Source organism: Kitasatospora sp. NPDC008115, from assembly GCF_042957205.1.
In the GTDB taxonomy this organism is placed as follows: Bacteria; Actinomycetota; Actinomycetes; order Streptomycetales; family Streptomycetaceae; genus Kitasatospora.
In genome coordinates, this window is sequence record NZ_JBIBHU010000027.1 from 91,635 (window position 1) to 112,535 (window position 20,901).

The 20,901-nt window shown below is 76.3% G+C and carries 18 protein-coding genes; 13 read left to right on the top strand and 5 right to left on the bottom strand.

What is annotated here, in order from left to right; translation table 11 throughout:
• Positions 1-119 precede the first annotated feature (119 nt).
• The 7 genes from ACFZBX_RS29155 to ACFZBX_RS29185 all read left to right on the top strand — a co-directional run bounded on the left by ACFZBX_RS29155 (position 120) and on the right by ACFZBX_RS29185 (position 6,395).
• Positions 120-1,328 carry an ROK family transcriptional regulator gene (locus tag ACFZBX_RS29155; protein WP_391536792.1) on the top strand — a complete coding sequence of 403 codons (1,209 nt, stop codon included), beginning with the start codon at positions 120-122 and terminating at the stop codon, positions 1,326-1,328.
• Positions 1,329-1,702: 374 nt separating this feature from the next.
• The gene (locus tag ACFZBX_RS29160) at positions 1,703-2,119 is read left to right on the top strand and encodes a molybdopterin-binding protein (RefSeq protein WP_391536793.1); all 417 of its coding nucleotides are present in this window, start codon (positions 1,703-1,705) and stop codon (positions 2,117-2,119) included.
• A 66-nt stretch (positions 2,120-2,185) separates the two neighbouring features.
• Positions 2,186-2,635 carry a hypothetical protein gene (locus ACFZBX_RS29165; RefSeq protein ID WP_391536794.1) on the top strand — a complete coding sequence of 150 codons (450 nt, stop codon included), beginning with the start codon at positions 2,186-2,188 and terminating at the stop codon, positions 2,633-2,635.
• A complete protein-coding gene (locus ACFZBX_RS29170) occupies positions 2,611-3,438 on the top strand; it encodes a glycerophosphodiester phosphodiesterase (RefSeq protein WP_391536795.1) in 828 nt (275 codons plus the stop codon). The genes ACFZBX_RS29165 and ACFZBX_RS29170 overlap by 25 nt, the downstream gene beginning before the upstream one ends.
• Positions 3,435-4,559 (top strand): winged helix DNA-binding domain-containing protein, encoded by a 1,125-nt coding sequence (locus tag ACFZBX_RS29175; RefSeq protein WP_391536796.1) that lies wholly within the window; start codon positions 3,435-3,437, stop codon positions 4,557-4,559. Before ACFZBX_RS29170 ends, ACFZBX_RS29175 begins: the two co-directional genes overlap by 4 nt.
• Positions 4,560-4,685: 126 nt before the next feature.
• Positions 4,686-5,117 (top strand): hypothetical protein, encoded by a 432-nt coding sequence (locus ACFZBX_RS29180; protein WP_391536797.1) that lies wholly within the window; start codon positions 4,686-4,688, stop codon positions 5,115-5,117.
• A 132-nt stretch (positions 5,118-5,249) separates the two neighbouring features.
• On the top strand, positions 5,250-6,395 hold the full coding sequence (locus ACFZBX_RS29185) for an AI-2E family transporter (protein ID WP_391536798.1): 1,146 nt from the start codon (positions 5,250-5,252) through the stop codon (positions 6,393-6,395).
• On the opposite strand, the gene ACFZBX_RS29190 is transcribed toward ACFZBX_RS29185, so the two are convergent.
• Positions 6,386-6,961 (bottom strand): hypothetical protein, encoded by a 576-nt coding sequence (locus ACFZBX_RS29190; RefSeq protein ID WP_391536799.1) that lies wholly within the window; start codon positions 6,959-6,961, stop codon positions 6,386-6,388. The two genes, ACFZBX_RS29185 and ACFZBX_RS29190, sit on opposite strands and share 10 nt — an antisense overlap.
• Positions 6,962-7,096: 135 nt before the next feature.
• Here ACFZBX_RS29190 and ACFZBX_RS29195 point away from each other — a divergent pair, with 135 nt between their 5' ends.
• Complete coding sequence (locus ACFZBX_RS29195) at positions 7,097-7,972, top strand: virginiamycin B lyase (protein ID WP_391536800.1); 876 nt, start codon at positions 7,097-7,099, stop codon at positions 7,970-7,972.
• Positions 7,973-8,174: 202 nt separating this feature from the next.
• Here ACFZBX_RS29195 and ACFZBX_RS29200 read toward each other — a convergent pair whose 3' ends face one another.
• From ACFZBX_RS29200 to ACFZBX_RS29215, 4 genes are all read right to left on the bottom strand, one after another.
• A complete protein-coding gene (locus ACFZBX_RS29200) occupies positions 8,175-11,219 on the bottom strand; it encodes an AAA family ATPase (RefSeq protein ID WP_391536801.1) in 3,045 nt (1,014 codons plus the stop codon).
• Positions 11,220-11,491: 272 nt separating this feature from the next.
• A complete protein-coding gene (locus tag ACFZBX_RS29205) occupies positions 11,492-11,683 on the bottom strand; it encodes a hypothetical protein (protein WP_391536802.1) in 192 nt (63 codons plus the stop codon).
• A 189-nt stretch (positions 11,684-11,872) separates the two neighbouring features.
• The gene (locus ACFZBX_RS29210) at positions 11,873-14,890 is read right to left on the bottom strand and encodes a type 2 lanthipeptide synthetase LanM family protein (protein WP_391536803.1); all 3,018 of its coding nucleotides are present in this window, start codon (positions 14,888-14,890) and stop codon (positions 11,873-11,875) included.
• A 280-nt stretch (positions 14,891-15,170) separates the two neighbouring features.
• Complete coding sequence (locus tag ACFZBX_RS29215) at positions 15,171-15,563, bottom strand: class I SAM-dependent methyltransferase (RefSeq protein WP_391536805.1); 393 nt, start codon at positions 15,561-15,563, stop codon at positions 15,171-15,173.
• A gap of 513 nt (positions 15,564-16,076) precedes the next feature.
• Here ACFZBX_RS29215 and ACFZBX_RS29220 point away from each other — a divergent pair.
• The 5 genes from ACFZBX_RS29220 (at position 16,077) to ACFZBX_RS29240 (ending at position 20,825) form a co-directional block, all read left to right on the top strand.
• Entirely contained in the window at positions 16,077-16,895 is an 819-nt protein-coding gene (locus ACFZBX_RS29220; RefSeq protein ID WP_391536806.1) for a sigma 54 modulation/S30EA ribosomal C-terminal domain-containing protein, read from the top strand.
• Positions 16,896-16,978: 83 nt separating this feature from the next.
• Entirely contained in the window at positions 16,979-17,434 is a 456-nt protein-coding gene (locus tag ACFZBX_RS29225; RefSeq protein ID WP_391536819.1) for a pyridoxamine 5'-phosphate oxidase family protein, read from the top strand.
• Between the two features lie 379 nt (positions 17,435-17,813).
• A complete protein-coding gene (gene ctaD / locus ACFZBX_RS29230) occupies positions 17,814-19,619 on the top strand; it encodes a cytochrome c oxidase subunit I (protein ID WP_391536807.1) in 1,806 nt (601 codons plus the stop codon).
• A gap of 114 nt (positions 19,620-19,733) precedes the next feature.
• A complete protein-coding gene (locus ACFZBX_RS29235) occupies positions 19,734-20,267 on the top strand; it encodes a hypothetical protein (RefSeq protein ID WP_391536808.1) in 534 nt (177 codons plus the stop codon).
• A gap of 117 nt (positions 20,268-20,384) precedes the next feature.
• The gene (locus ACFZBX_RS29240; protein WP_391536809.1) at positions 20,385-20,825 is read left to right on the top strand and encodes a nuclear transport factor 2 family protein; all 441 of its coding nucleotides are present in this window, start codon (positions 20,385-20,387) and stop codon (positions 20,823-20,825) included.
• Positions 20,826-20,901: the final 76 nt, after the last annotated feature.

A 20,901-nucleotide genomic window follows, 5' to 3' on the forward strand; every position in this document is an offset into this window, starting at 1 on the left:
CGGTGCTCTGGGGGTGGTGTGGTGGGTGCGTGGTACCCGTCGACGTGGCAGTGCGGCGACGGTTCGATAAATTATCAGGAAGGGACCCTGATAGAAACACTCTGGAAGGATGTCCGGCCATGACCACCGTGCGTACGGCCACGCCGAGCACCGCCCGGGCGATCAACGACCGGTTGGCGCTCAACCTGCTGCTCGACCAGGGACCACTCACCGCGACCGAGCTTCGCGACCTCACCGGCCTCTCCAGGCCCACGGTCGCCGACCTGCTCGACCGGCTGCAGCGGACCGGCCTGGTCGCCGTCGTCGGCGAACGCGGCGAACAGCGGCGCGGCCCCAACGCCCGGCTCTACGCCCTGGTCGCCTCCCGCGCCCACCTCGGCGCGATCGACGTCCGCTCGGGCGGCGTCACCCTGGTCGTCGCCGACCTCGCCGGGCAGACCCTGGGCGCCGCCGAGATCGCCGTCGCCGAGCCCGGCGAGGACGCCGCCGCCCACCGCGCCGCCGCCGGCCGGATCGTCCACACCCTGCTCGACACCGCCCGCCGGGCCGGCGTCGAGCACCTGCACACCGTCGCCGTCGGCGCCCCCGGCCTGGTCGACCCCGCCACCGGCCGGCTCCAGTCCACCGGCGAACTGCCCTCCTGGCACGCCGCACTCCTCTCCGCCCTGCACGAACTGCCCGGCACCGACGTGATCCTGGAGAACGAGGTCAACCTCGCCGGGCGCGCCGAGCACCGGATCGGCGCCGCCCGGGGCCGCGACGACTTCGTGCTGGTCTGGCTCGGCCACAGCGTCGGCGCCGCCGTCGTCCTGGACGGCAGGCTGCGCCGCGGCGCCCGCGGCGGCACCGGCGAGATCTGCTTCCTGCCCGTCCCCGGCACCGTCAGCCCGCCCTCCGCGACCAGTTGCGAGGGCGGCTTCCACAGCCTGGCCGGCAGCGCCGCCGTCTGCGCGCTGGCCCGCGCCCACGGCCTGCCCGCCGGCCCGGCCGACGACGCCCCGGCCGCCGAGGCCGCCGTCCGCGCCGCCCTGGACGCCCTCGGGGAGGGGCGGCCCGGCGGGCCGTTCCTGGACGAGCTCGCCGAGCGGATCGCCCTCGGCGTCTCCGCGGTCTGCGTCGTCCTCGACCCCGGCTGCGTCGTCCTCGGCGGGGAGATCGGCCGGGCGGGCGGCGCCGAACTCGCCAGCCGGGTCGAACAGCGGCTCGTCGCGCTCTCCCCGCTGCGCACCGAGGTCCGCCCCGGCGAGGCGGGCGGCGGCGCGGTGCTCGGCGGCGCCGTGCTCACCGCGGGCGACGCCGTCCGCCGGGACCTCTTCGGCGAACCCTAGGGACCCCCGCCTGCCGGGCGACGCGCCCCGCCCTTCGGCCGGGAGGTGCCCCAGGGCGCGCACCTCGCCGTGTTGTCGTCGGTCGCCGATGGCCCCCGGCCTGGCGGCCGGGAGGTGCCCCCACCGCATGGACTCCGCCCCCGCCCTTCGATCGGGAGGTGCCCCCACCTCCGCCTTGCGATGCACGCATCCGGACGCCGCCGGGCCCGCCCTGCGGGCGGACGACGGGGGTTCGAGGACGGACCCTGGGGCCTGCGCTCCGGCCGGGCCGGCCGGTACGGCAGGATGGGCCGCGGGGCCGGGACCGGGCGGGGGCGAGCCAAGGCCCGACGTACCCCGGCCGATCGTCCGCACCACCGTCAGGAGTCGCAACCATGGGCCAGCCCGGGGCACCGGCCAACCCCTACCGCATCGGCGAGGCCGCGGCGCTGCTCGGCGTGAGCGCCGACACCATGCGGCGCTGGGTGGACGCCGGCCGGATCGCCGCCGAGCGCGACGAGCACGGCCACCGGATCATCGCCGGCGCCGAGCTGGCCGCCTTCGCGCGCGAACTGGCCCGCCCCGAGACCGCCGCCGCCGAGGGCCGTCCCTCCTCGGCCCGCAACCGCTTCCCGGGCATCGTCACCGACGTCGTGCTCGGCGACGTCGCCGCCCAGGTGGAGATCCAGGCCGGGCCGTTCCGGGTGGTCTCGCTGATCAGCCGGGAGTCGGCGGAGGAGCTGGAACTGGTGCCCGGGGCACCCGCCACGGCCGTCATCAAGTCCACCAATGTGATGATCGAACGACGCTGAGCGCCGACGCACCGGGCGCCGAGTGATCGAGCGCCCGGTGATCGAGCGCCGACGAGAGGATCGCCGATGCCCCACGACCCGCTGCCGTCCACCCAGGCCGCCGTCCTCGCCGTCGAGGCGATGGCCGCCCGGCACGGCCGCCCGGTGCGGACAGGCCACGACATCGGCCGCGACCAGACCTTCGCCGGCCTGGTCGGCGCCGACGGCGGCGGTACGGACGAACTGGCCGCGATACCCCACGAGGCGCTGATCGAGATCGCCGGCGTCCCCGAGGTCACCGTCCGCCTCTTCGTCCACGACGACGCCGTGGTCACCGTCGACCTGATCGCCTTCGACGTGCCGCGCGACAGCGTCCCGGCCTTCCTGAACTCGGTGTGGACCGGCCTGGTCCACCTCAAGCAGCGGGTCTTCCCGCCCTCCTGCACCATGATCGTCACCGTGCCGGGCGAGCGGAGCTACCGTGAGGCCGTCACCCTGTACACCCTGACCCCGTGGCTGGCCGGGAAGCTCCGCTGACCCCGGCCGCCCGCGAACACCGCCGCTCCGACGACCCGATGAACGGACCGATGAACGGACCGATGAACGGACTGATGAACGGACCGATGACCGCGTCCGCCGCCCGCCGCCCCGTCCTCGCCGTCGCCCACCGCGGCGACCCGTACCGCCACCGCGAGAACACCCTGCCCTCCGTCGAGTCCGCGTTCGCCGCCGGTGCCGACGCCGTCGAGGTGGACGTCCGGCTGACCCGCGACCGGGTCCCGGTCCTGCTGCACGACGCCACCCTGGAACGCCTCTGGGGCGACCCGCGCCCGCTCTCCCGGCTCACCGCCGAGCAGCTCGACGCCTTCGACGACGGCCGCCACCGCGTCCCCACCCTCGCCGAGGCGCTCAAGGCCACCGCCGCCGCCGCGCCCGGCGCCAGGCTGCTCATCGACCTCGACGACGCCGGCCCGGCCGCCGCCACCTGGGAGGTCGTCACCGGCCTGGGCGCCGAGCAGCGGGTCGCCTTCTGCGGCCCCACCGCCGCCATGCTCGCCGTGCGCGCCCTCAGCCCCGACGCCGAGATCGCGCTCACCTGGAAGCAGCCCCGGCTGCCCGTGCGCGCCCTGCTCGACGACCTGCGCCCGCGCTACGTCAACCCGCCGTTCGGCCTGGCCACCCCCGCCTTCACCGCCGCCGCCCACCAGGCAGGCCTGGCCGTCTCCACCTGGACCGCTGACCTGCGCCGCACCATGCGCAAGCTGCACGAGGCCGGCGTCGACTCGATCACCAGCAACCGGATCGCCCTGCTGCGCGCCGTCCTGGACGGCCGCCGGTGACCGGACGCCCGCCGGGGGAGGACGGCGGGGTCCTGGGCCCACGGGCGCTCGGCCGCGCGCTGCTGGCCCGTCAGCACCTGCTGGAGCGCGCCGGCCTCACCCCGGCCGCGATGATCGGGCACCTCGGCGGCCTCCAGGCCCAGGCCGCCCCGCAGCCGCCCTACCTCGGCCTGCTCGCCCGGCTCGACGGCTTCACCCCCGACGCGCTCACCGGGCTGATCGAGACCCGTCGGGTGGTGCGGATCGCCCTCCAGCGCGGCACCATCCACCTGGTCACCGCCGAGGACTGCCTGGGCCTGCGCCCCCTGGTGCAGCCGCTGCTGGACCAGCAGTTGCGCACCACCTACGGCAAGCGGCTGGCCGGCCTCGACCTCGACGCGCTCGCCGCCGAGGCCCGCGTCCTGGTCGAGGCGGAGCCGCTCACCTTCCAGCGGCTGGGCGCCGAACTGGCCGCCACCCGCCCGGACCGCGACCCGGCCGCGCTCGCCCAGGCGGCGCGCTGCGTGCTGCCGCTGGTGCAGGTCCCGCCGCGCGGCCTGTGGGGGCGCGGCGGCCCCGCCGCGCACACCACCGCCGAGGCCTGGCTGGGCCGGCCGCTGGACCCGGTGCCCCCGCCCGACGGCCTCGCGCTGCGCTACCTCGCCGCCTTCGGCCCGGCCACCGCCGCCGACCTGCAGAAGTGGTGCGGTCTCAGTCGGCTCGCCCCGGTGCTGAAGCGGCTCGCCCCGGGGCTGGTCACCTTCCGCGACGAGCAGGGCCGCCTGCTGTACGACCTGCCCGACGCGCCCCGGCCCGACCCGGACACCCCGGCGCCGGTCCGGCTGGTCGCGCCGTTCGACAACCTGCTGCTCTCGCACGCCGACCGCACCCGGGTGCTGCCGGAGGAGTACCGGCCGCGGGTGATGACCCAGAACGGCATCGTGCTCGGCAGCCTGCTGGTGGACGGCCTGGTCGCCGGGAGCTGGCAGCTGGCCGAGGCGGGCGCCGGGGCATGGTCCGTGACGGTGCGCCCGTTCGCGCCGCTCGGCCGGGCCGACCGGCGGGCCGCGCTGGCCGAGGCCGAACGGGTGCTCGCCTTCGCGGGCGGCGAGGGCGAGGTCCGCTTCGAGGAGGCTGGCTAGCGCGTTCGGCGCCCGGACGGATGTGCGGGCGCCGTGACTCGTTGGAGTGGCCCGACGGCGGTGCTCTGCGCCCGAACCGGCCCGGGTGGCTTGAATCGGACCCACCCTAGCGAAGTGGAGCCGGCCGTGGCCCCTGTGAACGATGGCGTCTATGCGATCGCCAAGCCCGACGAGCAACTGCTCACCCTTCAGACCCCGGGGGAGTTCGTGGTGGTCCTGCCCCCGACCGGCGAGCCCGGGGAGCAGGAGTGGGAGGTGACCGGCCGCGACAACGGGAACGTCGTCATCAGGAACCTGCGGCACGGCTCCTACGTCGGCCTGGACGGTCCGCCGGAGGTGAACCAGCAGGTCCGGGGCACCGCCGAGGCGTTCGAATGGGCGCTGTACCAGGCCGCCGAGCGGTTCTCCTTCCATGTCGTGCTGCCCGGGGGCCCGGTCGAGGGCCAGGAGCTGGCGCTGGACCTGAGCGTGCTGGACATCTTCCCGCAGCGCACCGCGCTGCGGCCGCTGGAGGTTCAGGACCAGCGGCAGGCATGGCTGTTCCAGGCCCACGAGTGAACGGCGGCGCGCCCGCCCCGGTGGTGCCGTGACCGCGGGGCGGGCGCGCCGAATGGGAACAAAGCAGGCATATGATCGGATCATCTGCTGAGATGGGGCAGACCTGGACCGATCGACCGGACGGAGGAACGGATGCCGGGGCAGACTCCGCCCGAACGGCGACCCGCCGACCACCGGCGCCCCTACCTGATGCTGCCCGCCCCGGTCAGGGCCGCCGCCGCCTGGTCCGCCGCGCTCGTGCTGCTGATCACCGTCGCCTCGCTCATCGTCTTCGCCCTGGTCGAACTGCGGGCCGCCACCGTCCCGGTGATCCTGGCCCTGCTCGGCACCTCGCTGCTCCAGCCCGTGATGCCGTGGATGGTCCGACGCGGCGTCAGCCGCTCCATCGCCGCCGGGCTCACCTGCGCCGTGCTGGTGGCCGCCGTCGGCCTGGTCCTCGCCCTGCTGGTCAACTCCCTGGTGCACAGCGCCCCGCAGATCGCCTCGGCGCTCCAGGAGGCCGGTGACCGCCTCGCCGAATGGCTAGGCCCCTTCGGCGAGAAGATCCGGCACGTGCTGGACAACGCCCAGGGCGAGACCAACACCCTCGTCACGACGCTCACCGACAGCGTGCTCTCCGGGCTCGGCCTCGCCACCCAGATCGCCACCGGCGCGGTGCTCGCGCTCGCCCTCGTCTTCTTCTTCCTGCGCGACGGCCACCGCACCGGCGACGCCATCCGCTCCTACCTGCCCGACCGCACCGCCGAGACGGTGGTGGCCTGCGGCGAGCGGGCCTTCGAGGCGATGGCCGGCTTCATGCGCGGCACCACCCTGATCGCCCTGATCGACGCCTTCTTCATCACCGTCGGCCTGCTCGTGCTCAGCGTCCCCGGCGCGCCGGGCCTCGGCGCGCTGGTGTTCATGGGCGCCTACATCCCGTTCGTCGGCGCCTTCCTCTCCGGCACCGTCGCCGTCCTGGTCGCCCTCGCCGACGGCGGCCTGGGCACGGCGCTCTGGGCGCTCGGCGTGGTGGTCGCCGTGCAGGTCGTCGAGGGCAACATCCTCCAGCCGCTGATCCAGAGCCGGACGGTCGAACTCCACCCGGCCACCATCATGGTCGCCGTGGTGGCCGGCTCCGGGATCGCCGGCATCATCGGCGCCCTGCTGGCCGTGCCGGTCTGCGCCGCCGGGCTCGGGGTCGTCTCCGTGCTGCGCGGCGACCCCGGCCGCCGGCGCCGCAACGGCGGCAACGGCGGCGGGGCCGAGGCCGGGGCGCCGGCGAAGGCGGCTCAGGAGTAGGCGAGCGGACGGCCGCTCCGCAGGGAGTACTCGGCGGCGCGCAGGAAGAGCGCCGCGTGGAAGGCGACGTCCAGGTCCTCCGTCCACCGGCCCGGGGAGGAGGCCGCCGCGGCCTCCGCGCGCCGGTCGAACCAGATGCCGATCTCCAGGTTGTCGCAGTGCTCGGGTATCCCGGGCGGCAGCGCGAGCAGTTCGGCCACCCGCCGGGCGGCGGCCAGCACCCGCGGCGCGTCCCAGACCGCCGTCACATCGTTGTAGCTGCACTCCACCGGCAGCACCAGCGGCGCCTCCAGTTCCACGGGCAGCAGCACGTCCCAGCCGAGCAGCGCGTCCACCGTGCCGTCGGCCAACTCGCTGCAGAACCGCTCGAAGCCGGAGATCGGGCGGTACAGCTTCTCCTCGAAGTGCCGCCCCGACCCGGCCCGGAACTCCGTCACCGGCGGACAGACGAACGGCGGCAGCCCGCGTTCCGCCAGCGCCGTGTCGACCGCCCGGGCGACCGGCCCGAACCCCTCCTCGTCGTCGAGCCAGTCGTCGGCCTCGACGCTCACCAGATAGACACCCATGCCCAGGACGCTAGACGACCCCACCGACAACGCGTCGTCCCGGATGTCGGTTGCCCGTGCGGGGCCGGTGGGGGAGAGTGCTCCGGGTGCGGCCGGTGATTGCCGGAGGGGCGGCGGAGAAGGGCGGGACAGGATATGACGATGGAACGGATCGTGGTGGCTGACGGGGCGGCCGGGCCGTACGGGATCACCGCGGGGCCGGACGGGGCGCTCTGGTTCACCCTGGTGCACGCCGGGGAGGTCGGACGGCTGGCGGCCGACGGGACCGTCACCCGGTACGGGCTCGGCGCGCCCGGCTGCGGGCCCTCGGTGATCACAGCCGGCCCCGACGGCGCGCTCTGGTTCACCCGGATGCGCGACCACCGGATCGGCCGGATCACCGTCGACGGCGAGGCCCGCTGCCACGCCCTGCCCACCGGGGACTGCGGGCCGTACGGGATCGCGGCGGACCCCGACGGCGCGCTCTGGTTCACCCAGCTGAACGCCGACCGGATCGGGCGGATCACCGTGGACGGCGAGGTGAGCGAGTACCCGCTTCCGGTCACCGGCGGCTTCCCGTCGATGATCACGGCCGGACCGGACGGCGCCCTCTGGTTCACCCTCAACCAGGCCCACGCGATCGGGCGGATCACCGTCGACGGCGACATCACCCTGCACCCGCTGCCCACCGGGGGCGCCGCGCCGGTCGGCATCGCCCGCGGCGGCGAGGCGCTCTGGTTCGTCGAGATCGGCGCCGGCCAGGTCGGCCGGATCGGCGTGGACGGCGAGGTGACGGAGCATCCGCTGCCGGACCGCGCCGCCCGCCCGCATGCCGTCGCGGCCGGGCCCGACGGCCGGCTCTGGTTCACCGAGTGGGCGGCCGGCCGGATCGGCTCCCTCGCCCCCGACGGCGGCTACACCGGCTACCCGCTCCCGGTCGAGGGCGCCGAACCGCACGGCATCACCGTCACCCCGGACGGCGCGGTGTACGCGGCGCTGGAGATCGGCGAGATCGTCCGGCTGGAGCCGTAGGGCGCGTCTGAGCAACTTCCGCCGGGCGCGCGACGCGAGGGCACGCACCTCGCCGCGTTGTCGTCGGCCGCCGACGGCGCCCGGCCTGGCGGCCGGGAGGTGCCTCCACCTCCGCCTTGCGATGCACGCACCCGGACGCCGCACGCTGAGCCGACGCGAATGGTCGGACACGCCCTCGGCCCGTCGGTGGCGGGTGGGCGGCTCAGGGGGTGGTGCAGAGGTCGGTGGCGAGGGCGCAGAGGGCGGCGCGGTCGGGGCGGCCGGTCTTGGCGAGCAGGTTCGCCAGGTGCTTCTCCACCGTGCGCGGGGAGATGGACAGCTTGCGGGCCAGTTCCTGGTTGCCCGGGCGGTCGGCGAGCAGCACCAGCACCTCGTACTCGCGGACCGTCACCCCGCAGGTGCGCAGGCCCGCCGGGACGGCGTCGCGGCCGCCGCGGTGCTGGGCGACGCTCGCGCCCGCCCGCCGCAGCAGGGTGCGGCAGGCGGCGGCCACCGGCTGGACCTCCAACTGGTGGAAGTACTCCTCGGCGGTGCGCAGCCAGGCCACCGGCTCGCCCCAGCCGTCGGTGAGCGCGGCTTCGGCCGTGAGCCGCAGTGCCAGGTGGTGCGCGAGCGGGAAGTCCGCGGCGGCCGGGCCGGCCTCGGCGAAGGCGCGGGCGGCCCGCTCGGGGTGGCCGTCGCGGCCCAGCACCACCGCGTCGGCGAAGCGCAGGAACTGGCGGTTCCAGGCCAGTTCGGCGGCGGGCGCGGCGGCGGCCCGGTCGAGTTCGGCGCGGCCCCAGCGGCCCTCGATTACCGCCAGCAGCGGGTGCAGGCCGTGCCGGCCGGCCAGGTAGAACACGCTGGGGTGCTCCTCCTCCCAGGCCAGGCCCGCGTCCAGTTCGGCCCGGGCCGCGGCGCGGTCCTCGGCGAGCAGCGCGCCGACCGCCCGGCAGAGCCCGTAGCGCAGCGGCGTCAGGAAGGACTCCTCGCCGCCGGCCTGCCGGAAGCGGGCCAGTTCGCGCTCCATCTCCCGGGTGCGGCCGAGGTGGGCGGCGAGGGTGGCGGAGGAGAGCAGCAGATAGCGGTGGGCGGCGAGGTTGTGCAGCCGGGCGGTGGCGTCGAGGCAGCGGTCGACGGTGCTGCGGGCGGTCTGCCACTCGCCGCGCATCACCGCGTTCATCGCGAGCAGGCCGTCGAGGGTCTGGGTCAGCACGATCGCGCCCAGCCCGGCGGCGGCCTCCCGGGCGCGCTCCAGGCGGGTGCCGTCACCGGTGCGCATGAAGGCGTTGGCGCCCAGCCGCAGCATCGCCTCGACCCGCCAGACCGGCAGGGCGTTCGCCTCGGCGACGGCCAGCATCCGCTCCAGGCAGGCGTCGGCGGCGTCGAAGCCGCGTTCGCGGGCGAGCAGGGCGAGCAGTTGCCAGGCCTGGCAGGCGACCACCGGCAGGCCGGAGCGCTCGGCCACCTCGGCGGCCCGGCGGGCGCGGCGCTCGGCCTCGGCGAGGCGGGCGCCGGCCACCGCGGTGCAGCCCGGGGAACGGCCCTGGGCACCGTCCGCCGCTCCGTCCGCCGCGCCGTCAGGGGCGCTGTCCGGGGCCGGTGGCGCGTGGTCCGGCAGCAGCGCGAGGTGGCCCTCGACGACGGCCAGCGCGGCGTCCTGCTCGGGGCGCGGGCGCCCGGCGGTGAGCGCGCGCACGGCGGCCACCTGGGCGACCGCGTCGGCGCCGCGCTCGGCCATCACCGCCGCCCAGGCGAGCCGGGTGTGCAGTTCGATCCGGCGCTCGACGGCGGGGACGGCGCCGACGCCCGGCGCGGCGGGTGCGGCCGGGGCGGGCGGCACCGGCGGCAGGGTGCGGACCAGTTCGAAGGCCCGGTCCAGCTGCCCGGACTCGGCCAGCGCGGGCAGCAGCCGCTCGGTGATGCCGGCCCGTTCGGCGTCCCCGGCGAGTTCGTGCGCGCGCTCCAGCAGCACCACCGCGGACCCCGCCGCGCCCGCCGCCAGCACCCGCCGGCCGGCCTCCGCGAAATGCACCGCCGCACCCGCCCGGTCGCCGCCGGCCAGCAGCAGTGAGGCGACCAACTGGCGGCGTTCCTCGGCGAGTTCGGGATCGGTGCGGAGGATGGCGTGGGCCGCCCGGCGGGCCAGCGCGGCGCGTTCGGCGGGGGCCAGGGCGGCCGTCACCGCGTCGGCGGTGAGCGCGTGCCGGAAGGCGTAGCGGTCGGGGGCGGCGCCGTCCGGCACGATCACATTGGCCTCGGAGGCCGAGCGCAGATGGCTGAACAGGGTGCGGTCGTCGTAGCCGGTGATCAGCTGCACGGTGGTGACCGAGAAGCGGCTGCCGAGGGTGGCCGCCGTCAGCAGCAGGTCCCGCACCTGCGGGTCGAGCTGGTCGATCCGCCGGCCCCAGCTGCGGACGATGGTGCTGGGCACTCCGGGGCGCGAGCCGTCGGCGAGCGCCCAGCGGCCGTCCTCGGCCCGGTGCAGCGCACCGGAGTCCAGCAGGTCGGCGAGCAACTCCTCGACCAGGTAGGGGCAGCCGTCGCCGCGTTCGGTGAGGTGCTCGACCAGCGCGGCCGGCAGGTCGGCGCGCTCGCCCTCCAGGATCGCGGCGGCCAGCACGGCCACCTCGGCGGGCGGCAGCGGCCGCAGTTCGGTGACGGTGGCGGCGCGGCGGCGTTCGGCGGCGCGCACCAGGTCCAGGGCGGGGCCCGGTTCGGCGCGCAGCGTGGCGAGCAGCAGCACCGGCAGCCCGCTCAGGTTGTCGACCAGGTACTCCAGGACGGCGACTGTCTCCGCGTCGGTGTCGTGCAGGTCCTCCAGGAGCAGCACGCAGCCCTGGTCGCGGCCGAGCACCGCGAGCAGCCGCAGCAGCGCCTCGGCGAGTTCGACGACGGTCTCCGGGTAGGCGCCGGGGCCGGCCGCGTTCTCCCGCCACTCCGGGATCAGCCGGGCCAGCGCCGGGCGGTAGGGGGCGAGTTCGGGGTCGGTGGGTGGTCCGGCGGCCCGGAACCGGGAGGAGAGCGCCTCGATCAGCGGCCGGAACGGCGTCACCGTGCCGGTCGAGCTGCCCCGCCCGCGCAGCACCGGCAGGCCCAGCCCGTACGCCTGGTAGGCGCATTCGCCGGCCAGCCGGGACTTGCCGATGCCGGCCTCGCCGAGCAGGAAGACCGCGCCGCCGCCCTGTTGGCGGGCGGTGGCCAGCGCGTCGCCGAGCATCGCCAGCTCGGGGGCGCGGCCGACGGTGATCGACGACGTGGTCCGCATGGCCGCAGGCTACCGGAGCAAGCCGCGGTGCACCGGGCTTCGGCCTGGTGGTGACGTGATTGCGAAACCTGCTCTGCCCTCAGGGGCGTCCTGGGGCGGGCGGTCCTGTAGTGACCGCGACCGCCCGGGGCCGGGCCGGGGCGGGGGTTGACGGTTCGTCGGGTCCGCCGCCGAGGGGCTGCCCGTTCCTCGGCGGCGGACGGTCCGGCCGGTCAGGGCCGGGGGTGGAGCGGTGCTGCGGGCGGTGCGACGACCCGCGGTACGGGCGTCGCTCAGAAGGGCGTGGTCATGGTCGGGAACTCGACGATCGGCGGGATGGCGCCGCCGGTGCCGGCCAGCAGGCGGGAACGCAGGCCCAGGCCGCTCCCCGGGCGCAGGCGGATCTCGCCGGCCGGGTGATCGGCCGTCTCGCCGGGGCGGGCGGCGGAGTGCGGCGGGGTGAGCCGCTCATCGTGGTCGTGCATGGTTCGGAGCTCCGTTCGGGTCGCGGTGGATGGTCCGGATGGTGCCGGCGTCCGGTGGGGAGGACGTCGCGGGGGTGGCGCCGGTTCGGTAGGGAGGGCCGGGACGGGTGGTGCGGGCCGTGTGTGCGCGCACGAGGGCGCGCACACGCGTGGGGGCGCGCGGGCCGGGTGAGGAGCGGCCGGGAGCGGTCAGCCGAACGCGGCGGGCGCGGAGCGGCAGGCCGCCGGCACTCTCGGGCGCAGCAGCAGGGCGGGCGGCACCCGGTCGGGGAAGCCGAGGCGGAGCAGTCCGTGGCCGATCCCGGCCAGGCCGGTGAGCAGCCCGGGGTGGGGGACGTGGTCGGGGGTGCCCGAGCGCGGGCCGTCCTGGTCGACGGCGGCCAGCAGCGCCCCCGCCCGGCGCACCCACGGGGTGCGGCCGGCGGCGGGGCCGTGCCGGCCGAGCAGTTCGAGCACGCCCAGCTCGCCGTGGCAGAGGCTGTGGTCGCCGAGCGGTGCGGCGCGGGCGGTGTTGCGCACGGCGCGCTGGGCCCAGTCGGCGAGGCCGCGGTCGGCGAGCGCGAGCGGGCTGTCCACCACGGCGAGCGCGACGCCGGGCCGGCCCCGGCACCAGGAACCCTCGCGGGAGCGGACGGCGGTGGCGGCGTGCAGGGCGGCCAGGCCGGCCCGGTGGTGCGGGCCCTCCGGGGGCTCGCCGACGGCCTCGGCGAAGCGCAGCAGGGCCCAGCCGGTCCCGGCCGAGCCGTGCGCGAACCCGGCCGCGGCGGGACCGGGGCGGGTGGTGAGCCGTCCGGCGCAGCGGGCGGCGGCGGCCAGCGCGGCGTCCCCGGTCAGCGGGCCCGCCGTGCCCGCCGCGTGCACGGCGAGCAGTGCGGCGAGCCCGCCGGCGGTGCCGCTGTGCACGCCGGGGTCCTCCTCGCGTTCGGCGGCGGCCGCCGTGAGCGCGACCGCGGGGCCGATCCACGCGGAGACCAGCGGGTCGTCGAGCAGCCGGGCGAGTTCGGCCAGCGCGTAGGCGATGCCGCCGAGTCCGGCGAAGGCGCCGGAGCCCACGGCGGCCGGGTGGTCGGGGTGGGCGGCCAGCGCGTCGAACAGCCCGGGTACGGGCGCGACGGCCCGGCGGGCCACCTCGGCGTAGCGGTCGGTCCCGGTGAGCGCGGCGAGCTGGGCGAGGAACAGCGCGGTGCCGGTGTAGCCGCCGGCGAGGTCCGCGCCGAGCGGCCGCACCCGCCAGTAGCGGTCGGCTAGCAGTTCCAGCCCGAGCCAGTTGGTGCGCGAGCGGCCCTGGTAGGCGGCCGCCACCAGCTGGTCGCCGAGGCCGCGGGCGGCGGCCAGCAGCTGTTCGGGCTCGGGGGCGGTGGCCCAGACGTTCTCCGGCACCGGGCGGCCCGGCCGGTGCGCGGGGGTGCCGGCGGCGCCCGCCATGGCCGCGCGGACGATCCACTCCTGGTCCTTGCGGTCGACGGCGCCGAGCGCGGCGAGCTTGGCCTCGGCCCGGGCCAGCCCCGTCTCGAACAGCTCGCCGGGCAGCCGGCGGCCGTCGGAGGTCCACAGGTCGCGCGAGCCGGGGCGGGCGGTGAACAGCGGGACGTCGCCGCTCCACAGGTCGGCGACCTCGTGGTCGGCCAGCCCGGGACGGCCGGGGTCGTCCACCGCGTCGGTGCGCAGCAGGTCGAGCACGGCCTGCCGGGCGCCCGCCTCGCGCAGCACGTCCGGGTGGGTGGACTCGTCGAGCAGCCGGGCGTAGACGCGGGTGGCGCGCGGCACCACCCGCACCTCGGCGTCCGCGAAGGAGCGCAGCAGGCCGCGCGGGCCGACGAGTTCACCCCGGCCGTCGGCGAGCGCGGCGTACCCGGCGCGGAAGCCGGCCACCAGTTCCTCGGTGTGCTCGGCGGGTTCGACGGTCGCGCCGCCCAGCCGGGGCCGGTTGTGCGCCTCGCCGAACGGGCGGGGGCGGCGCACCAGGCGCATCTCGTCGGTGCCGGCCGCCGCCCAGTCCACGCCGTCGACGGGGGACGGCCGCCGTCCGGGACAGCCGCCGCCGATGCCGGAGACGTCCACCGCGCCGTCGTCGCCGATCAGCAACTGCGGCAGCAGGCCGACCCGGTGGACGGATTCGCCGAGCGCGTGGGCGGCCGGGTCCTCGGCGGGCAGGGGGCCGCCGGCCGGCGGGTGGAACAGCGTCTCGACGTCCACCAGCACCGGCTGGTCCCCGCAGGCGACCAGGTTCTCGAAGTGCAGGTCGGTGCCGTCCAGCACGTGCAGCAGGGCGAGCAGCGCGCCCTGGCGCCGGTAGAAGCGCTCGACGTCGTAGCGGGTCAGGCAGGGGCGGGACTCGGCGTACTCGGTCCAGCCGTGCGAGCCCCGGTCGAGCAGGCCGAGCGCGTGCAGCCGGGGCACCCCGGGGCGCCCGCTGTACCAGCCGAGCAGCGCGTTGAACTGCCGGTGCGCGGCGGGCGGCCGGGGCCGGTGGACGACGGCGGCGCCGTTGGCGAAGTGCAGGACGGAGACGGCCCGCCCGCGCCGGTGGCGGTCGCCCGTGCCGGAGACGCCGATCAGCGCGCCGGGGTCGCGGCCGCGCAGCAGCCCGGCGACCAGCAGGGCCCGGTCGGCGGTGAACCGGTCGAGCAGTTCGGCGTGGGCGTCGGCGGCGTCCAGACAGGCGCGGGCGAGCAGCCGGGCCAGCACCGGGTAGTCGCGCAGCAGCGCCGCCAGGCCCTCCCGGCGGGCGGTGAGCGCGAGGAACGAGCGGAACCGTTCCTGCGGGGTGCCGCCCGCCAGCCGCCCGGCGCCGCGGGCCGTGTGGAGCTCCAGGACGAGGGTGCGCGCGGCGGTCCTGGCCAGCCGTTCGGTCAGCCGCGCGGTGAACTCGGCGCGCAGGGCGGCCAGGTCGATCCGGCCCAGTTGGTCGGCGGCGCGCACGGCGGGGGAGAGCGAGGTCAGCAGCCGCACCTGCGCGCGGTCGGCGAAGGGCTGCAGGACCAGCGCGAAGCCGCTCAGACCGGGGTAGGCGGCGCGCGGCACCACCGGGCGCACCGGGGCGGCGGCGACGGCGGCCTCGGTGAAGGCGGCCCAGTCCGGGCGGGCGGCCGGGAAGGGCCGGCCCGGGGTGAGGCCCCGCTCCCACCACGGGGGGCCACCGGCACGGGGGGACCGGAGCCGACCGGGGTGGGAGCGGGGAGTCTGCGCGGCAAAGTCGCCGGGCATCGGAGTGTGCGGGAACGGTGTGGCCGAGGGGACCGCCGCCGCGACCGGGCCCTGAACCGGTCCTGCGCCCCCGTCGAGGCGCGTGCTGCGCACGGCGTCCACCTCTGCCACCACCGCACCTCCGATGCCGGGAGAGGGCCGCGCTGCCGTCGAAGGCGCCGCCCTCGCTGCTGATCCTGTCGCCGCGGTGGCCGTCGGGGCATGGGGGAGTGGCCCCCATCTTTCCGGCGCGCGGCCCGCACGATCCGCCCGCCCCCGTCCATCGGCGGGGGCGGTCGCGCTACCTCCGGGTGAGCGGCAACCGGGTCGCCACCGCCGGACGGCCGTTCATGGTGAGCACCGCGGGTTCGCGTTCGCCGGCCGGCTCGAAGGCGGCGAACAGCGCGTCCGGCCCCTCCCGGGTGTGATGGCGGCAGACCGCGCCGTCGCCGGTCTCGAACACCCCGTGGCCGTGGCGGGCCTCGAACCGCCGGTAGCGCTCCCGGCTGCGCTCGTCCGGCCGGAGCGGGTGGTCGCCGGCCTGGAGCAGGCCGCCGGGGCGCAGCACCCGGTGCAGTTCGGCGACCAGGGCCCGCTGCGCCGCGTCGTCGGGGACGCGGGTGAGCACGGCGAACAGGACGGCCGCGTCGCAGGCGCCGTCCGGGCGTTCGATCCGCGGCGGGTCGGCGGGCACGTGAAGCGGGCGGCCTGCTGTTCGGCGCGGGCGCGGGCGACCTGTTCGGGCGCCACGTCCACGCCCTCGACGTCGGTGAAGCCCGGCGCGGCGAGTTCGCCGGCGAGCCTGCCGTACCCGCAGCCGTGGTCGGGCAGGGCGGCGTCCCTGGTGAGGCGGGCCGTCCAGGCGGTGTGCGGGGGGTGGCCGAAGGTCCTGGTGGTTCCGGTGGAGTTCCCGTACGCGGACTGGTCGTCTGGGACCGACATGGGCCGATGATGCCACGGGTGAACGGGCGCCGCGCGGCCGGGGTGCGGCCGGGGTGCGGGAGAGGTGCGGGAGAGGTGCGGGCCGGGTGCGGCCGGGGTCTTCCGGGGGCGAAGGGGCCGGTGGGCGCGGGCCGATGGGGCCGTTCGGCCCTTGTGAGCGTGGTGCCGGGGCGGGATCGTGATCGCCGCGCCGCAGTGCGGGGCCGCCCGGGGGGCGGGTCGGCGCGGAAGGACCAGAGTGTGGCGGAACGGGAAGAGGCCTGAGGTGGGCGAGTTGGTCACGGTGCGGATGTGCGAGGGGATTTCGCGGGGCTTCGCGGCCGATGCGAGGGCCCGGGTCGCCGCCGTGGTGGGCGGAGCGGACGCCCTGGTGGAGTCGCTGCGGGTGCGGGTCGGGACGATCGGCGCGGCGGGCTCCCCCGCCGGGGCGGGCGTGCTGACCCAGGTCAACGCCGAGGTGGACGGCCGGCGGATCCGCGTCCAGGAGGCCGCCGCCGACCTCGGCGAGGCGATGGACCGGCTCACCGAGGGGCTGCGCGCCCGGATGGCCGCCGTCACCTCGGGCTGGGCGCCCCGCCCGTGGCCGCGCCGGACCCGCACCCGCGCGCTGCTGACGGACGCCGGGCCCGAGGCACCGGCCGCCCCGGCGGCCGCCCTCGCCGAGGCCGCCGCGGCGCGCGCCGGACTCCCGTACCCGGCAGGGCCGCAGCGCATCGTCCGGCGCAAGCGGGCGCAGCTGGTGTGGTGCTCGCCGGACGCCGCCGCCCGCACCATGGACGCGATGGACTACGACATCCACCTGTTCACCGACCCGGCCACCGAGACCGACGCGGTGGTCTACCGGGTCGGCCCGACCGGCTACCGGCTGGCCCGCACCGTGGCCGCCGGGCCACCCACCCGCCCGGCCGTCCCGATGACCCTCAGCCCGTGCGGCGCACCGGAACTGACGGAGGATCAGGCGGTCGACCGGCTGACCGCCGCCGAACTGCCCTACCTGTTCTTCGCCCAGCCCGGTTCGGGGCGCGGCCGGGTGCTCTACCGGCGCTTCGACGGCGGCCTCGGCCTGATCGCGGCCGCCTCGTGAGCGGCGGGTCCGGCCGCCGCCGGCTGCGCGCGCGGCGCCGCGCCGCGGGCCCGAGGCCGCCGGCCGGCCACCCCGGACCGGTGGTGCGGCCCCGGCCGCCCGCCGACGCGCCGCCGCGCGAACTGGTGCCGCTCGAACGGGCCGAGGCGCTACGGCTGCTGGCCGGCGCGCCGTTCGGGCGGATCGTGTTCACGGTGCGGGCACTTCCCGCGATCCGCCCGGTCAACCACCTCCTGGTGGACGACACGATCGTGATCCGCACCCACGACGGCGCCGCGCTGACCGCGGTCACGGCGGGCAGCGAGGAGACCGGAGTGGTGGTCGCCTACGAGGCCGACGCGATCGACCCGGTGACCAGGCTCGGCTGGAGCGTGGTGGTCACCGGCTTCGCCCGGCCGGTCACCGACCCCGCCCTGCTGGCCCGCTACCGCGCCCTGTTGAGCCCCTGGGTGAACGCCTCGATGGACCACACGGTGGCCATCCAGCCCGACCTGGTGGCCGGCTACCGGCTGATCGCGGGTAAGGCCGCCGCCTCCTGACCGGGGCCGCCGCCTCCTGGACCACGGGCCCGCGAACCCGCCCCTCGCGGGCCCCGACCCGGGTCCCCGGACGCGTCTGACGCCCCCCTCCCCGGACTGGGCGTCCGACACGCTGAGGACCCGGGCGCGGAAGAACGTTTCCGCGCCCCGCCGACGCGGCCGGGAGAACGTCAACTCTCCCGGCCGCGCCGGTCTTTCGTCGTACCCGGGGGCGTCGGGCCGGCACGGGCGGACGGGCGGACGGTGGTCCCGGCCGGGGGCCCCGATCCGAGGCCCACCGGCCCCGGCCCGCTGGGTCCAACGGCCCTAGGGCGCACGGGTGGTGCGTTCCGATCATGGATCGCCATCCATCCGCAGAAGTTTTCGAAGGAGTGCGTCCTTGAGCGCCATCGAGGCACAGGGCGACAGCGCGCTGCCGCCGTCGGCCGCCCGACCGGGAGAGGCGCGGGTCAAACGACCCGGCTCGTCCCTGGTCCGGCTGCTGACGACCACCGACCACAAGACGATCGGCACCATGTACCTGGTGTCGTCGTTCGGTTTCTTCCTGATCGGCGGCATCCTCGCCCTGGTCATGCGCGCCGAGCTCGCCCGGCCGGGGACGCAGATCCTCTCCAACGAGCAGTTCAACCAGGCCTTCACCATGCACGGCTCGGTGATGCTGCTGCTCTTCGCCATGCCGCTGTTCACCGGGTTCGCCAACTGGATCATGCCGCTGCAGATCGGCGCACCCGACGTCGCCTTCCCGCGACTGAACATGCTGGCCTACTGGCTGTTCATGTTCGGCTCGCTGATCGCGGCCGCCGGCTTCGCCACCCCGCAGGGCGCCGCCGACTTCGGCTGGTTCCTCTACGCGCCGCTGTCCGACGCCATCCACTCGCCCGGCGTCGGCGCCGACATGTGGATCATGGGCGTCGCGCTCTCCGGCTTCGGCTCCATCCTCGGCGCGGTCAACTTCATCACCACGATCATCTGCATGCGGGCCCCGGGCATGACCATGTTCCGGATGTCCATCTTCTGCTGGAACGTGCTGCTCACCTCCGTCCTGGTGCTGCTGGTCTTCCCGGTGCTGGCGGCCGCGCTGCTCGCCCTGGAGTGCGACCGCAAGTTCGGCTCGCACGTCTTCGACCCGTCCTCGGGCGGGGCCATGCTCTGGCAGCACCTGTTCTGGTTCTTCGGCCATCCCGAGGTGTACATCCTGGCGCTGCCGTTCTTCGGCATCGTCTCCGAGGTCATCCCGGTCTTCAGCCGCAAGCCGATGTTCGGCTACGGCGGCCTGATCGCCGCGACCGTCGCCATCGCCGGCCTCTCGGTCACGGTGTGGGCGCACCACATGTACGTCACCGGGCAAGTGCTGCTGCCGTTCTTCTCGTTCATGACCTTCCTGATCGCGGTGCCCACCGGCGTGAAGTTCTTCAACTGGGTGGGCACCATGTGGAAGGGCTCACTGAGCTTCGAGACGCCGATGCTGTGGACCGTCGGCTTCCTGGTCACCTTCCTGTTCGGCGGCCTGACCGGCGTGCTGCTCGCGGCCCCGCCGATCGACTTCCACGTCTCCGACTCCTACTTCGTCGTCGCGCACTTCCACTACACGCTGTTCGGCACCGTGGTCTACGCGATGTTCGCCGGCTTCCACTTCTGGTGGCCCAAGATGACCGGCAGGATGCTCGACGAGCGGCTCGGCCGGATCTGCTTCTGGACACTGACCATCGGCTTCCACACCACCTTCCTCGTCCAGCACTGGCTCGGCGCCGAGGGCATGCCCCGCCGCTACGCCGACTACCTGGCCGCCGACGGGTTCACCACGCTCAACACGGTGTCCACCATCGGCTCCTTCCTGCTGGGCCTGTCGCTCCTGCCGTTCCTCTACAACGTCTGGAAGACCGCCAAGTACGGCGAGAAGGTCACCGTCGACGACCCGTGGGGCTGGGGCCGCTCCCTGGAGTGGGCCACCTCCTGTCCGCCGCCGCGGCACAACTTCACCTCGCTGCCCCGGATCCGCACCGAATCGCCGGCGTTCGACCTGCACCACCCGGAGATCGCCGCCCGCGACTACCTGGACCACAACGGCGTGCCCGCCAAGCACCTCGCCGGGGTCGCCCCCGCCGCGTACGACGAGCCCGCGCCGCGCCGCGCCCGCGCGCTCGGCGGCGGCGCCGCGTCCGGCCGTACCGGCGACGACGGCTGACGGGCCCTGACGGCCCAGACCCCCAGAACGCCGCTCCCGCCCGCGCACAGCCCCCGGGCGGGCGGGAGCGGCCCCCTCTCCGAACCGCCCGAGGCTTGAGGAGTGCACGGCACCATGTCCCACATCGTCCTGGCCATCGGCACCGCCGCGATCACCGCGTCCGGCTGCGTCTGGTACCTGCCCGCCATCGCCGACCTCCAGTCCGGCGACGACCGCCCCCGATCGTCCCGCACCGCCGCGGCCGCCTGCGTGACCTGGTGGGCCTGCCTGGCCCTGGCCGGCGGCCTGCTGCTGGCCGTCCCCGCCTGGCAGCCCGCCGCCGAGATCGCGCTCGCCGGCCTGGTCGCCGGCGTCCTGCTGCGGGTCCGCGCCCACCTCCAGAGCCGCGCCGAACGGCGCGAGCAGGCCGTGCGCTGGGCCCTGATCGACCCGAACCCCGTGCCCGTGCCGGTGCGCCCCTCGCCGCGGGCCCTGTCCGGCTGGCTGCTCGTCGGCCTGGCGGTCGCCTCGCTCGGCGCCGCGTCCATCCTGCTCTCCGGCGGCGGACCGCTCGCCCCGCGGCTGGCCACCGCCGCGGGCAGCGCCGTCGCGGTCTCCACCGCCTTCCTGCTCATCGGTCTCGGCAACGCCCGCCGCCGGCGCGCCTGACCATCGCTGACTGTTCGTCAAATATCATTTGCTGCACCCTTGCTGAGCCGCAGCCGGGCCGGATATCAATCAGGCGACCGGGGCGCCGCCGCTCCGGCCCGCCGAGAGGAGCGTCCGATGACCGCCACCGCCGCGCCGAGCGAAGTGCTCCGGCAGTTCGTCCAGCTCATGGGAAAGGGCCCCGACGAGGCGGTGGCCGACCTGGTCACCACCGACGCCGTCTTCGAACTGCCCTACCTGCTGCCCGGCGTGCCCCCGCAGCGGCCCGGCCGCGAGGCCTTCGTCGAGCACCTGCGGCGCGGCGCGGCGGTGCAGCGCTTCGACGCCGTGGACCGGGTCGCCGTGCACGGCACCGACGACCCCGAACTGGCCGTGGCCGAGTACCGCCTGCACGGCGAGGTCCTGGCCACCGGCAAGCGCTTCGCCCTCGACATGGTGATGTTCGCGCGGGTGCGGGGCGGGCTGATCACCTGGTCGCGGACCTACTCCAACCCGCTCGACAGCGCCCTGGCCTTCGGCGCGGTCGAGCGGGTGCTCACCTCCCTCCTGGGGGAGTAGCGCTCCCGGGCGGGCGCGGCCGGATTGGGGCCGTTCGGCCCTGGGCGCCGCGCGGGTGGTGGGGCATGATGCGATG